Genomic DNA, 13,119 nt, shown 5'->3' on the forward strand with positions numbered 1-13,119 from the left:
CCGCTCAGGGAGCGGACGGGGCAGCGCCCCCTGCCTCGGTGGCCCGGCGCGCCTGTTCACGTTCACTTGCCGCGTCATAGGCCTCAATGATCTTGGCCACAAGCGGATGACGCACCACGTCTTTTGAGGTGAAATAGTTGAACGAGATCCGGTCAATGCCGCCAAGAAGCCGTTCCGCATCCCGCAGCCCTGACTGAACACCACGCGGAAGGTCTACCTGGCTGCGGTCGCCGGTAATCACCATGCGCGACCCTTCACCCAGGCGGGTCAGGAACATCTTCATCTGCATGGTGGTCGCATTCTGCGCCTCATCAAGCACCACAAAGGCATTTGACAATGTACGCCCCCGCATGAAGGCGAGTGGCGCGATTTCAATCCGCTTTTCTTCGATAAGCTTGGCCACCTGCTTACCAGGCAGGAAATCCCCCAGCGCATCATAAAGTGGCTGCATATAAGGATCGACCTTGTCCTTCATGTCGCCGGGCAAAAAGCCCAGGCGCTCACCCGCTTCCACTGCAGGGCGCGACAGGATGATCTTGTCCACATGACCGCCAAGGAACATGTTCACCCCGACAGCAACCGCCAGATAGGTCTTGCCGGTGCCGGCCGGGCCGATGCCAAAGGCCAGTTCGTTTTCAAACAGATTCTGCACATAGGCTTTCTGCGCTTCGGTGCGGGGTTCAACCGTTTTCTTGCGCGTCTTGATCTCGACGCCGCCACGTTTGAACATCTCCATCTGATCACCTTCGCGGGTGCCGGTATCTTCGCCCGACCCTCCCATGCGAATCTCGGCATCAATATCGCCGGGTTCAATCATGCGTCCCGCTTCAAGCCGCTGGTAAAGCGCGCTCAGCACTTCGCCCGCCTTGTCGCGCGCTTCCCCCAATACAACAAGATGATTTCCGCGTCGGATGATCTGCACCCCAAGGTGGCTTTCGATCTGGGTCAGGTTGCGATCGAACTCTCCACACAGATCAATCAGCAGCCGATTGTCCGGGAAATCCAGCAACACCTCATGCTCGTGTTCAACGGCGGGGGGGGCTGCGGTCATGTTTTCAAATCCCAAGACGGTCTCCGTTAGCGTGTGTCCTACCTGAAAGTGTGCCGAGAGCCGGGCAAGAGTGCAAGCCCTCTCACGCATTCTTCACGAACCTGACACAAAAAGGCCGCCGGAAACCCGACGGCCTTTCTTTTTGCAAATTCTACAACCATTCCGGTCAATTGCCATTGCTCGGCACATAGTCCCGGATGCCCGGGCTATCGGATTGATATTGCCCAATCACAGTGCCCGGCGGGTATTTCTTGTTACAGATCGGCAGACCGGACTTCGGATCGAAACGACGCCCGGAATACCCCTCAACCCCGTCATCAATCATCCAGCCCTGACACCCGTCCGGATCATAAACGATGGCGGCATGACCGTCAGCAATCGACACCTTGTCGCTGCCGCGGTCCTGACTGGTTGCGATAATTGCGTTTGGATTGCCGTTATATTGCTGCAGCCCATCGCCCCCCACACAACCGGACAGCACCAGAACAACAACCCCCATCACCAGCGGAAAAGAAGATTTCACCATCATTTGTCATCCCACGTATAGCATACCACTTCGACGCGGCGGTTTTTCTGCATATTGGCGGCAGAGGTATTGGGCACAAGCGGCTGACGTTCGCCAAACCCGATCTCACGCTCGACCACGGCCCCGACCGAGCGGGCAACCTTGGCCACGGCTGCGGCACGACGCTTGGACAGGCGCATATTGTAGCTGTCCGATGCGCGGCTGTCGGTGTGGCCGTATATGCCATACCCAAAGGCGTCCGACGAAGAGAAAAACTGCTCCAGACGCTTACGGCCCGAGCTCGTCAGACGTGCGCTGTCGGTTGCAAACAGCGTATCGGTATTTTCCACCAGGCACGTGTTCTTGGCCAGACAGACGGGTTTGCCGGTTTTCGGATCCACCCGGTCAAGCATGTAGCCCTCAAGCCCACCATCGGCCCACCAATGCATGCAGCCATCGTGATCGACCCAGACACCCCAGTTCACGCTGCCATAGACCGGCGGCGCTGATTGAGCCAGCGAAGGCGCGGAACCCAGACCCAGCGTCACCGCTGAGGCCATGGCGGCACCTGTGAAAATTTTTCGAAGAAACGTCACCACTATCCCTCTTCCATTTAACAGATTGGCATGGCAACGCGGGTCAAACACAGGCGCGCCCCCTTCAAAAAAGCACAAAACGACCTGCAAACCATACGAAGCGGACAGCCAAATTTACTCCCTATTAGAAGAGATTTTAGCAAATTTTGTGTTTACAACAAAGGGGTTTCCCCAAGGTATTGTGTTTCTTTTCAACACAATACCCGAAAGCCAGCCGAACTGTTGCTTTTTGAACCCTAAACCAGCCGCGATCTAGTCAACCAGCTCACCCGCAAGGGAATTGGGACCGCTCTCGGTGATTCTCACGCGACGCAGGTCACCAACGCCCACCTCACCTTTGACATGCACCGCATGAAGATAGTCGGATTTTCCCACCATCTGCCCGTCAAACCGACCCTGCTTCTCGAACAGAACGCCCACTTCACGGCCTACCATACCATCCTGCACTTCGCGCTGCTGTTCGGTGATCAGAGCCTGCAGACGATACAGCCGTTCCGATGCAACATCATCATCCACCAGCGCCCGTTCCGCAGCCGGCGTGCCGGGGCGGGTTGAGTATTTGAAGCTGAAAGCCTGACCGTATTTCACTTCGCGGATCAGCGCCATCGTGTCTTCGAAATCCTGATCATCCTCCTCCGGGAAACCGACAATAAAGTCACCGGAGATCAGGATATCGGGACGTGCCGCCCGGATCCGTTCGATCAGACGCAGATAGCTTTCGGCAGTGTGGCTGCGGTTCATCCGCTTGAGGATCTTGTCAGACCCTGATTGCACCGGCAGATGCAGGTAAGGCATCAGCTTCCGGCATTCCCCATGGGCGGCAATCAGGTCCTCTTCCATGTCGTTGGGATGTGACGTGGTGAAACGGATCCGCTCCAGCCCGTCCACGTCATTCAATGCCCAGATCAGGCGCGCCAGCGACCAGTCGCCATCCGGCCCCTGTCCGTGATACGCATTCACATTCTGGCCCAGAAGGGTAATTTCGCGCACGCCCCGTTCGACCAGCTCATTGGCCTCGCGCAGGATCCGCTCCACCGGGCGGCTGACCTCGGCCCCGCGGGTATAGGGCACCACGCAGAAGGCGCAGAACTTGTCACAGCCTTCCTGCACGGTCAGGAACGCCGCCGGATTGCGCCGGGCCTTGGTGCCGCGCAGCTTGGGCAGGTGTTCAAACTTGTCCTCTTCCGGAAACTCGGTATCCAGCGCCTTTTCCCCTTTGGCCACCTGCTCCATCATCGCAGGCAGGCGGTGATAGGTCTGCGGGCCAACCACCAGATCCACGAGCGGCTGGCGGCGCATGATTTCTTCCCCTTCGGCCTGGGCAACACAGCCCGCCACACCGATCTTCAGGTCCGGTTTTTCTGCTTTCAGCCCCTTGAAGCGGCCCAGCTCGGAATACACTTTCTCGGCGGCCTTTTCGCGGATGTGGCAGGTGTTGAGCAGGATCATGTCCGCATCATCCGCACTGTCCGTCTGCACATAGCCATCCGCGCCCAGCGCCTCGGCCATGCGTTCGCTGTCATAGACATTCATCTGACAGCCATAGGTGCGGATGAAGAGTTTCTTCGGATCGGTTTTCTGGTCGGACATGATGGCGTTCCCGATGGGTCTGGTTGGCGTGACGTTGGATCATCGCCGGGGTCAAGGCGCTCTCCTACACAAAAGCGCCCCGCGCTGCAACGCCCAGCGCGTTCACGATCGCACCTCTCCCATCCCCACGCCCCGCCGCTTGACCCGTCGCAAGCCCCATCTCCTCAACACGCCCCCTTGCAAATACCCGCAATTTCGTGATTTTTTAACCGGGCGCCCCCAGACTGTGCGTCAGGTGGCCGACTGGGAGCCTTTGGGGAGCCTTTGATGCGTTACGCCAATCTGAACGAGTTCTTGACCTCCACCCCTGCGGCCCTGGCCAAAGGGCCCATCGGCATGATCTTTGTCGAAGATCTGGTCGAAGTGGAAAGCACCATTCGCCATCACCATCTGGCCGGTTTCAAATCGCTTCTTGTTTTTGCACCTACGCAACTGAGCCTGCCACCCAGCCTGTCCGACCTGATCCACCGGATCGATTTCGACATTTCGCACGATAATGCCATGGTGGACGCCGTGAACGCGGTGATCAAATCTGCGCCGGGGGTCTGGCTCTATTATTGCTTCAATGCCGAATACCTGTTTCACCCGTTCTGTGAAACCCGCTCGATCGGTGAGTTACTGTCCTTCCAGACAGAAGAACGGCGCAACTCAGTCCTGACCTATGTCGTTGACCTCTATGCGGATGATCTGGAAACCTATCCCGACGCGGTCTCTCTGGAACATGCTTGGCTGGACAGATCCGGCTATTACGCGCTTGGTCGCCCGGACCCGGACAATGAGGGCCACCCCAAGGAACGGCAACTGGATTTCTTTGGCGGGCTGCGCTGGCGGTTTGAAGAGCATATCCCGGGCCCCCGCCGAAAGATTGACCGAATTGCCCTGTTTCGCGCCAAACCGGGGCTTACCATGCGCGCAGATCACACCTTCAACGATGAAGAATATAACACCTACGCCTGCCCCTGGCACAACAACATCACAACCGCGATCGCCAGTTTCCGCACTGCGAAAGCCTTGAAATCCAATCCGGGCTCGACCTTCGATATCGAAACTTTCAAATGGCACAACTCCACCGAATTCGACTGGTCCTCCCAGCAGCTTTTGGATCTGGGGTTGATGGAACCGGGGCAGTGGTTCTGACGCGACGACGCATTTCGAAAGAGACCCATTTCCGCGCAGGTGGTTTACTTTGCAGCCTATTTGTTTAGGGTTGCCCCCTCATCTTGAGCACCCGTTGCGAAACACGTAAGGGCCTCATCCATTCATCCCCCCCCCGACATCAAGAGGTTTTCATGACGGAAGTCACATCCGGCGCACAGGTCGCCATTCATTATACCGGCACATTGGAAGACGGATCTGTCTTTGACAGCTCCGAAGGGCGGGACCCGCTGTCATTTACCGTGGGATCCGGCATGATCATTCCCGGTCTCGACAAGGCACTGCCCGGCATGACGGTTGGCGAGAAGAAAAAAGTCACCATCGCCCCGGAAGAAGCCTATGGCCCGCGCCACGATCAGGCTGTCATGGATGTGCCGCGCTCAGATATCCCGGCCGAGATTCCGCTGGAGGTTGGGCTGCAATTGCAAATGTCCGGTCCGCAGGGGCAACCGATCCCGGTGACCGTCACCGCCCTGACCGAGGAGAGCGTCACGCTGGACGCCAACCACGCGCTGGCGGGCAAAACCCTGATCTTCGATTTTGAACTTGTATCCATCGGCTGATACACGCCCTGATCTTGCCCCTCTGCGCGACCTGAAAAGGGTATCGGCGAAGGGGGGCAGGTGCTCGGTGGCTCACGTCGTGAGCCTTTTGAGGGGCTCTGCCCCTCGCCGCGTGCGCGGCTCACCCCGGGATATTTCTGACAGAAAATGGGATAAGCGGCCCCGCCCAGCCCTATAGGCAGGCAAACACGTTACAGGTGGCGCGGTGCGTGACTGTGTGTGGTGTTGAATGCTCAGCTGCGGCGCAGCCGGATGACCACATCAACCTTGCTGATTTCAGCCCCTTTCGGCGCGTCTGGCAGGCTGGCGATTTTCAGGTCCTGAGCCGGCGCATCCATCAGCTCTTCCGTGTCTTCCCAGAAGAAATGAGGGTGGTTTGACACATTGGTGTCAAAATAGCTGCGCGCACCGTTTACGGTGATTTCGCGCAGAAGGCCTGCTTCCGAAAAGACCCGGAGCGTGTTGTAGACGGTCGCAAGGGACACTTTCTCACCGCTCTCACGAGACGCCTCGTAAAGGCTTTCTGCGGTGACGTGGCGATGTTCTCCGTCGCCCACCAGAAGATTGGCAAGAGACAGGCGTTGCCGCGTCGGGCGCAGGCCGGCACTGGCCAGCCAGGTTTCTTCAAGAGGGGATGCTGTGACGTTCATGACTCGGATCCGTTTCGTGGACCGTAATATAAGGGGGCTTTGCGCGGGTTTCCATGTTTTTTTACATGTGCATTATAAACGCCCTGGAAATGTCCGCCCCGGACCCCGGTTTTCTGGGGCTTGCATGCGCCCTGCCCTTGCGTCCGCCTTGGCGCGGATGATAGAGGAGAGGGGATGAAATGACACAAGATATGGGGCGGCTGATGGCGGACTATCCGACAAGCTTTGACAAGGAAGATCTATTGAAATGCGCACGCGGAGAGCTGTTTGGCCCCGGCAATGCGCAGCTTCCGGCACCGCCCATGCTGATGATGGACCGGATCACCGAGATTTCCGGCGACGGTGGGGCGCATGGCAAAGGCCACGTTCTGGCCGAGTTCGACATCACCCCGGACCTTTGGTTTTTTGACTGCCACTTCCCCGGCAACCCGATCATGCCCGGCTGCCTTGGCCTTGACGGTCTGTGGCAGCTGACCGGCTTCAACCTGGGCTGGCGCGGCTGGCAGGGGCGTGGCTATGCGCTGGGTGTCGGAGAGGTGAAGCTGACCGGCATGGTGCGCCCGGATCGCAAGATGCTGACCTACAAGATCGACTTCACCAAGGCGATCCAGACCCGTCGCCTGACCATGGGTGTGGCTGACGGGATCGTCGAAGCCGATGGCGAGGTGATCTATCAGGTCAAAGACATGAAAGTGGCTCTTTCCGAGAGCTGACCCCAATACCCTGCCCTGGTGAGCTTTGCGAGGCTTCGGGGCAATCAGAGGAGTGCGCATATGCGTCGTGTAGTCGTCACCGGTCTGGGCATCGTCTCGGCCATCGGGAACAATGCCGAAGAGGTTCTGACCTCGCTGAAAGCCGGGAAATCCGGCATCACTGCAAATCAGGATATGGTGGAGCACGGGTTCCGCAGCCAGATTGCGGGTATGCCCAATATCGACATCACGGAACATGTGGACAAACGCACGCTGCGCTTTATGGGGCCAGGTGCCGCCTACGCGCATATCGCGATGAGCCAGGCCATCGAAGATGCCGGTCTTGGCGAAGACGACGTGGTGAACCCGCGCACCGGCCTAGTGGCAGGTTCCGGCGGCCCGTCGACCAGCGCGATGTTTGCCGCCCACCAGACCGCGCTGAAATCCGGCGCAACCAAGCGGATCGGGCCGTTTGCGGTTCCGAAATGCATGGGTTCAACCATTTCCGCCAACCTCGCGACCGCGTTCAAGATCAAGGGTGTGAACTATTCGATCACCTCGGCCTGCTCGACGTCGCTGCACTGTATCGGCAACGCGGCAGAGCAGATCATGCTGGGCAAACAGGATGTGATGTTTGCAGGCGGTGGTGAGGAGCTGGACTGGACGCTTTCGTGTCTGTTTGACGCGATGGGCGCCATGTCATCGAAATATAACGACACACCCGAGAAAGCCTCGCGCGCGTTTGACGCCGACCGCGACGGGTTCGTGATCGGTGGGGGCGGGGCCATTCTGGTGCTGGAAGAGCTTGAGCACGCAAAAGCCCGCGGCGCGAAGATCTATGCGGAAGTGACCGGCTATGGCGCGACCTCGGATGGTCACGACATGGTGGCCCCGTCCGGCGAAGGCGGTGAACGCGCCATGCGTCTGGCCATGGACATGCTGCCCGAGGGCCGCAAGGTTGGCTATATCAATGCCCACGGCACCTCGACCCCGGTTGGCGATGTGGGCGAAGTGGAAGCCGTGCGCCGCGTCTTTGGGGAAGGCTCGACACCGCCGATCAGCTCGACCAAATCCATGACAGGCCACAGCCAGGGCGCCACCGGCGCACAAGAGGCCGTCTACTGCCTCCTGATGCTGAAACATGACTTTATTGCACCGTCGATCAACGTGGAAAATCTGGACCCGGCGATCAATGAGGGCGAGATTGCAACCTCGCTGGTTGAAAACGCTGGTCTGGACAGTGTGATGACCAACAGCTTTGGCTTTGGCGGCACCAATGGCTCGATGATTTTGAGCACGTTCAAGGACTGATTTCAGAACCTGTATTAAGAGGCCCTTCAGATCGCGTGAAATGGCGTGGCAGGGAGGGCCGGATTTAAGGAGCAAGATATGGCGGGATTGATGCAAGGGAAACGGGGCCTCATCATGGGGGTCGCCAACCAGCGGTCGATCGCATGGGGCATTGCGCAGGCGATGGCAAATGAGGGCGCGGAGCTGGCTTTCAGCTATCAGGGCGAGGCCTTTGGGCAGCGCGTGGCGCCGCTGGCCGCCAGCGTCGGGTCCGACCTGCTGGTCGACATGGATGTGACGGATGACGCAGCCCTGGACAAGGGCTTCGACGACCTGTTTTCCAAATGGGACAGCATTGATTTCCTTGTCCATGCGATTGCCTATTCCGACAAGGACGAGCTGACGGGGCGTTTTGTCGACACCTCGCGCGCGAATTTCAAGAACTCGATGGATATCAGCTGTTATTCCCTGATCGAAGTCTCGCGTCGCGTTGCCCCAAAAATGACCAATGGCGGCACGATCCTGACGCTGACCTATGGCGGGTCGAACCGGGTGACGCCGTTTTACAACGTGATGGGGGTTGCCAAGGCGGCGCTGGAAGCGTCGGTGCGGTATCTTGCCAATGACCTTGGCCCCGATGGTATCCGCGTGAACGCCATCTCGCCCGGTCCGATGAAAACACTGGCGGGTGCGGCCATTGGCGGGGCGCGCAAGACCTTCCGCCACACCGAGGCCAATGCACCGCTGCGCCAGAACGCAACGCTGGAGGCCGTGGGGGGCACCGCAGCTTACCTTGCCTCGGATTACGGAAATTGCACCACGGGTGAGATTATCACCGTGGACAGCGGGTTTCACGTTCTGGGCATGCCGCAGCCGGACAACCTGTGACTACACCCGGACAATGGGGTTGCAAGGCCACCTTCGGGTGGCCTTTTTCTTGCAAGGTGTGAACTGGCCTGCACCTATTATCACCCCTCCGGGGGCGCGTCGGGCTTGCGGTGGCCTCGGCTATGCCTCGGCAAGGGCTCTGCCCCTCAGCGCCACTTTGCAAGTGGCGCCTCACCCCGGGATATTTGACGCAAGGGGAGGAGAGGAGTGTGGACCCTTGTCAGGTTCCATGCTTTGGTGCGGCAAAGGTTTCAGGAGGTGGTGATGCAGAGATTTCAGGCGGCAGACGGCGTACAGATAGCCTATCGGGACGAGGGGGACGGCCTGCCGGTCTTGGCTTTGTCGGGACTCACGCGCAATTCAAGCGACTTCAACTTTCTCGCCCCACATCTGAAAGACATACGCCTGATCCGCATGGATTACCGGGGGCGCGGCCAGTCGGACTGGGCCCCTCACGCGACCTATACCATTCCGCAGGAAGCGCAGGATGCGTTGGGGTTGCTGGATCATTTGGGGATTGAAAAAGCCGCCATTTTGGGCACCTCCCGCGGCGGGTTGATTGCGATGGGTCTGGCAGCAACCGTGCGGGAGCGGTTGTTGGGGGTCTGTCTGAACGATATCGGTCCTGATCTCGACCCAGCGGGACTGACCTATATCATGTCCTATCTCGGCCGTCGCCCGGCCTGGCGTGCCTTTGGGTCGATTGTCGCCATGCGCAAGGCGGCGATGGAGCAGGCAGGGTTTCACAATGTCCCGGACACGCGTTGGGAAGAGGAGGTTTCCTACCTTTATGAAAACTGCGAAGGGCGCTGGGAAAACCGCTATGATCCGGCGCTGCGCAACGCCGTAGAGGAGGCGGGGGCGCAACCGATGCCCGATCTCTGGCCGCTATATGATTGTTTTGCGGGGCTACCGCTGGCGCTGATCCACGGCGCAAATTCCGATCTGCTGACAGATGCAACCGTTGCGGAAATGCGCCGCCGCATTCCGGCGCTGCGCTATGCCCATGTGGCGGATCGAGGGCATGTGCCTTTTCTGGACGAGCCGGAAGCCCTGATCGTCATTCAGGACTGGATCAATGACATGAAGGAGCGCGCGGCGTGAGCGTTTCCATTCATGATATCCGCGCAGCCGCCCGCCGCTTGGCAGGTCATGTCCGGCAAACCCCGATCCTGTCCTCACCCGCACTGGATGCCATTGCCGGGCGGCGAGTTCTGGTCAAGGCCGAGAACCTGCAGAAAACCGGAAGCTTCAAGGCCCGCGGTGCATGGGCAGCCATTTCGCAATTATCGGATCTTCAGAAAGAGCTGGGCGTGATTGCCTATTCCTCGGGCAACCATGCGCAGGGGGTGGCGCGCGCGGCACGGGCCCACCAATGCCCTGCGGTGATCGTGATGCCCTCGGATGCGCCAACCGCCAAGATCAATGGCACGCGCGCCCTTGGGGCGGAGGTGGTTCTGTATGATCGGGCGCACGAAGACCGCGATGCAATTGGCGCGCAAATCGCGCAGGAACGCGAGCTTACCCTGATCAAGCCCTATGACAACCCGCGCGTCATCGCGGGTCAGGGCACTGTTGGGCTTGAAATCGCCAATGCCGCCCGCCCGCTGGATGCCGCATCGGCCGAGGTGCTGGTGCCGTCAGGTGGCGGGGGATTGCTGGCGGGGATTGCCCTTGCGCTGGAACATGATGCGCCCGGAATGCGGGCGCGCCCGGTCGAACCTGACGGGTTTGACGACATTGCCCGGTCCCTCGCCAGTGGAACGGTTCAGCGCAATACCCAACTCTCTGGATCCATCTGCGATGCGATCCTGACCCCCGAACCGGGGGCGCTGACATTTCCAATCATTCAACGCCTCTGCGGCCCCGGTCTGGTGGTCCGCGAAGAAGAGTGCCTGCACGCCATGGCTCTGGCCTTTCATCATCTGAAAATTGTTCTGGAACCGGGCGGGGCCACCGCCCTTGCCGCCGCCCTGTTTCACCCCGGCACGCTTGAGGGGGACAGCGTGTTTGTCGTCGCCACGGGCGGCAATGTGGATGTGCCAATCTTTACCCGTGCCCTGGAGTATCTTGACCAATGACCGACTTCACAATTGCCTCGTTCAACGTGAAAAACCTGATCGGAGCGGATCAGGAGTTTTATCGTTTCCTGTCCTACACCCCGGAAGAATACGCGTGGAAACGGGATTGGATGGCCGACCAGATGCTGTCTCTGGACGCAGATATCATCGGCTTTCAGGAAGTGTTTGAAAAGGATGCCCTGCTGGATGTGGTGAAAGAGGCCAACAGGCGGGCGGGCGCGCTGAACGCCGCCACCATCCCGGACCGTTCAAAACGCTATCACCGGAAAGCGATTTTCCGCAGGCTGGAAGTTGATCCCTGGAGCATCGACAATATCGCCTTTGCCCCCAACGCTAATGACGGTGCTCCCGGCGCGCGGCGACCGGGGCTTGCGGTGCTGTCACGGTTCGGCTTTGTCGGCCAGCCGGAAGTTATTCAGGATCTGGATACCCCGCTGGACGTCCCGTTTGGGGAGGGTGGCGGAATGTTCCGGCTAACCCGTCTGTCCCGCCCGATCCTCAAGGTGCGGATCCCTGTGGGAGAGGGCCAGAACCGGCAGACCCTCACCCTGTTCAATTGCCACCTGAAATCCAAACTGGGTGAATTTATCCGCCCGGAAGGCGCTGAATTTGCCCCCGAAGCAGATCTCACCGCCTATGATCCCGTATCTCGGGCCTTGGGGGCGGCTCGCTCTGCCATGCGCAGAATGGCCGAAGCCTGGGTGCTGCGCAAACTGGTGGTGGAAGAAATCACAGCCGGCCACCCGGTGGTGGTTCTGGGCGATTTCAACGATGGCGAACACTCGGTCAGCTCTGAAATCATCGCCGGAGAGGTCCCGTTCAAGAACTATGCCTGGATGCTGCGCCATGATGCAAAGACCGCAAATGACCGCTATTCGCGTGACGAAAGCGCCGCCATCACCGACGCGATCGAGAAGGTGCGGCTGCATTCGGCGGAAAAGCTCTTTGTGCGAAAATCCCTGCGCGACATGGTCTATACGGCAAGCTTCGGCGGTGTGTTTGAAAGCATCGACCAGATTTTCCTCAGCCGTGATTTTCACCCGGACAATGATGATCGGATTGCCGACATGACCTATTTCAGCGTGCTGAACGATCACATCACCGATGGCTCTCACCCCGAGGCGCCATATAACAAGCTCGCTTCGGATCACGGTCAGATCATGGCCCATCTTACGCTGAGAGGTGGCAGATGATCCTGCCAGGAGAGGCCCCCGTTCCGCTTTTCACCACCGACACCGGCCCGCGTGAGGCCCCCGCGCTGGTCTTTTCCCATGCGCTCGGGGCGGATCTGACCATGTGGGACGCGCTGTTGCCGCGGCTTCCAGATGGGCTGCGGGTGATCCGTATGGATATGCGCGGCCATGGACAAAGCCCCTGCCCGCCCGCGGAACAGGGCGATGCCTACCCGATGGGGGATCTGGTCAGGGATGCGGCTGCCACGCTGGATCGGCTGGGGGTAAAGGACTGCACCTTCGTCGGCATCTCAATTGGCGGGATCATCGCGCAGGGTCTGGCAGCGGAACGCAAAGATCTGGTGCGCGCGCTGGTGCTGTCCAACACCGCGGTCAAGATCGGCACCCCCGCCCTGTGGGACACCCGCATGGAGGAGCTGCGCCGGGGCGGGATTGCCGCCGTGATCGGCCAGAACATGCTGCGCTGGTTTGCCCGAAGCACCCATCGAGATCATCCCGAGCTTGTGATGCGTGCAGCCGAGGTGATGCAGGCCACCCCGCTGGCGGGCTACCTTGGCTGCATGGGGGCGATTGCCGAAACGGATCTTTATGAAAGCACGGCGCGCCTGACCCTGCCCACCCTGGTCACAGCGGGCAGCGAAGACGGATCCACCCCCGCCGATCTGGTGCGCGAGCTGGCGGATCTGATCCCCGGCGCAGATTTCAGACTGATCCGCAGGTCCGGGCATATGTCACCCATCGAGCAACCCGAAGCCTATGCCAAAGCTCTGGTGGATTTCCTGCATATCACCAAACATATCTGACCCCACGCTGATCGTGACACCACGTCACGCCCATTTCCCTTGCCCCCTGCCCGCCCCCTTTG

Annotated in this window: 14 protein-coding genes; 9 read left to right on the plus strand and 5 right to left on the minus strand. The window is 59.6% G+C overall.

What is annotated here, in order from left to right; genetic code table 11:
• Positions 1–4 precede the first annotated feature (4 nt).
• The 4 genes from K3J57_RS11000 to miaB form a co-directional block, all read right to left on the minus strand.
• Positions 5–1,051 (minus strand): PhoH family protein, encoded by a 1,047-nt coding sequence (locus tag K3J57_RS11000; protein WP_173484983.1) that lies wholly within the window; start codon positions 1,049–1,051, stop codon positions 5–7.
• A gap of 166 nt (positions 1,052–1,217) precedes the next feature.
• On the minus strand, positions 1,218–1,580 hold the full coding sequence (locus K3J57_RS11005) for a hypothetical protein (RefSeq protein WP_259795862.1): 363 nt from the start codon (positions 1,578–1,580) through the stop codon (positions 1,218–1,220).
• Positions 1,577–2,116: an OmpA family protein gene (locus tag K3J57_RS11010; protein ID WP_259784606.1), complete on the minus strand. Its 540-nt coding sequence runs from the start codon at positions 2,114–2,116 to the stop codon at positions 1,577–1,579. The genes K3J57_RS11005 and K3J57_RS11010 overlap by 4 nt, the downstream gene beginning before the upstream one ends.
• A 288-nt stretch (positions 2,117–2,404) precedes the next feature.
• Complete coding sequence (miaB, locus tag K3J57_RS11015; protein WP_259784607.1) at positions 2,405–3,742, minus strand: tRNA (N6-isopentenyl adenosine(37)-C2)-methylthiotransferase MiaB; 1,338 nt, start codon at positions 3,740–3,742, stop codon at positions 2,405–2,407.
• Positions 3,743–4,009: 267 nt separating this feature from the next.
• Here miaB and K3J57_RS11020 point away from each other — a divergent pair, with 267 nt between their 5' ends.
• A complete protein-coding gene (locus tag K3J57_RS11020; protein ID WP_259795865.1) occupies positions 4,010–4,879 on the plus strand; it encodes a hypothetical protein in 870 nt (289 codons plus the stop codon).
• Between the two features lie 152 nt (positions 4,880–5,031).
• The gene (locus K3J57_RS11025) at positions 5,032–5,460 is read left to right on the plus strand and encodes an FKBP-type peptidyl-prolyl cis-trans isomerase (protein ID WP_055190227.1); all 429 of its coding nucleotides are present in this window, start codon (positions 5,032–5,034) and stop codon (positions 5,458–5,460) included.
• Between the two features lie 233 nt (positions 5,461–5,693).
• On the opposite strand, the gene irr is transcribed toward K3J57_RS11025, so the two are convergent.
• Positions 5,694–6,110, minus strand: a complete 417-nt coding sequence (irr, locus tag K3J57_RS11030; protein WP_055190229.1) for a Fur family transcriptional regulator Irr — start codon at positions 6,108–6,110, stop codon at positions 5,694–5,696.
• A gap of 203 nt (positions 6,111–6,313) precedes the next feature.
• Between irr and fabA the strand changes: the two genes are divergently transcribed.
• The 7 genes from fabA (at position 6,314) to pcaD (ending at position 13,057) form a co-directional block, all read left to right on the plus strand.
• The gene (gene fabA / locus K3J57_RS11035; protein WP_173485582.1) at positions 6,314–6,823 is read left to right on the plus strand and encodes a bifunctional 3-hydroxydecanoyl-ACP dehydratase/trans-2-decenoyl-ACP isomerase; all 510 of its coding nucleotides are present in this window, start codon (positions 6,314–6,316) and stop codon (positions 6,821–6,823) included.
• A 60-nt stretch (positions 6,824–6,883) separates the two neighbouring features.
• Positions 6,884–8,113 (plus strand): beta-ketoacyl-ACP synthase I, encoded by a 1,230-nt coding sequence (gene fabB / locus K3J57_RS11040; RefSeq protein ID WP_259791802.1) that lies wholly within the window; start codon positions 6,884–6,886, stop codon positions 8,111–8,113.
• A gap of 78 nt (positions 8,114–8,191) precedes the next feature.
• The gene (locus tag K3J57_RS11045) at positions 8,192–8,980 is read left to right on the plus strand and encodes an enoyl-ACP reductase FabI (RefSeq protein WP_173484976.1); all 789 of its coding nucleotides are present in this window, start codon (positions 8,192–8,194) and stop codon (positions 8,978–8,980) included.
• 264 nt (positions 8,981–9,244) lie between these two features.
• Entirely contained in the window at positions 9,245–10,084 is an 840-nt protein-coding gene (locus tag K3J57_RS11050; RefSeq protein ID WP_259795867.1) for an alpha/beta fold hydrolase, read from the plus strand.
• The gene (locus K3J57_RS11055; protein ID WP_259795869.1) at positions 10,081–11,061 is read left to right on the plus strand and encodes a threonine ammonia-lyase; all 981 of its coding nucleotides are present in this window, start codon (positions 10,081–10,083) and stop codon (positions 11,059–11,061) included. The genes K3J57_RS11050 and K3J57_RS11055 overlap by 4 nt, the downstream gene beginning before the upstream one ends.
• Positions 11,058–12,254: an endonuclease/exonuclease/phosphatase family protein gene (locus K3J57_RS11060; protein ID WP_259791807.1), complete on the plus strand. Its 1,197-nt coding sequence runs from the start codon at positions 11,058–11,060 to the stop codon at positions 12,252–12,254. The genes K3J57_RS11055 and K3J57_RS11060 overlap by 4 nt, the downstream gene beginning before the upstream one ends.
• Complete coding sequence (gene pcaD / locus K3J57_RS11065; RefSeq protein ID WP_259795871.1) at positions 12,251–13,057, plus strand: 3-oxoadipate enol-lactonase; 807 nt, start codon at positions 12,251–12,253, stop codon at positions 13,055–13,057. Before K3J57_RS11060 ends, pcaD begins: the two co-directional genes overlap by 4 nt.
• The last annotated feature ends 62 nt before the right edge of the window (positions 13,058–13,119 follow it).

This window comes from Aliiroseovarius crassostreae (assembly GCF_025137635.1).
Lineage (GTDB): Bacteria > Pseudomonadota > Alphaproteobacteria > Rhodobacterales > Rhodobacteraceae > Aliiroseovarius > Aliiroseovarius crassostreae.

Bases quoted from the DNA above. Each gene is read 5' to 3' on its own strand.
- K3J57_RS11000 (WP_173484983.1), bottom strand. From the start codon at position 1,051: ATGACCGCAGCCCCCCCCGCCGTTGAACACGAGCATGAGGTGTTGCTG.
- K3J57_RS11005 (WP_259795862.1), bottom strand. From the start codon at position 1,580: ATGATGGTGAAATCTTCTTTTCCGCTGGTGATGGGGGTTGTTGTTCTG.
- K3J57_RS11010 (WP_259784606.1), bottom strand. From the start codon at position 2,116: ATGGCCTCAGCGGTGACGCTGGGTCTGGGTTCCGCGCCTTCGCTGGCT.
- miaB (WP_259784607.1), bottom strand. From the start codon at position 3,742: ATGTCCGACCAGAAAACCGATCCGAAGAAACTCTTCATCCGCACCTAT.
- K3J57_RS11020 (WP_259795865.1), top strand. From the start codon at position 4,010: ATGCGTTACGCCAATCTGAACGAGTTCTTGACCTCCACCCCTGCGGCC.
- K3J57_RS11025 (WP_055190227.1), top strand. From the start codon at position 5,032: ATGACGGAAGTCACATCCGGCGCACAGGTCGCCATTCATTATACCGGC.
- irr (WP_055190229.1), bottom strand. From the start codon at position 6,110: ATGAACGTCACAGCATCCCCTCTTGAAGAAACCTGGCTGGCCAGTGCC.
- fabA (WP_173485582.1), top strand. From the start codon at position 6,314: ATGGCGGACTATCCGACAAGCTTTGACAAGGAAGATCTATTGAAATGC.
- fabB (WP_259791802.1), top strand. From the start codon at position 6,884: ATGCGTCGTGTAGTCGTCACCGGTCTGGGCATCGTCTCGGCCATCGGG.
- K3J57_RS11045 (WP_173484976.1), top strand. From the start codon at position 8,192: ATGGCGGGATTGATGCAAGGGAAACGGGGCCTCATCATGGGGGTCGCC.
- K3J57_RS11050 (WP_259795867.1), top strand. From the start codon at position 9,245: ATGCAGAGATTTCAGGCGGCAGACGGCGTACAGATAGCCTATCGGGAC.
- K3J57_RS11060 (WP_259791807.1), top strand. From the start codon at position 11,058: ATGACCGACTTCACAATTGCCTCGTTCAACGTGAAAAACCTGATCGGA.
- pcaD (WP_259795871.1), top strand. From the start codon at position 12,251: ATGATCCTGCCAGGAGAGGCCCCCGTTCCGCTTTTCACCACCGACACC.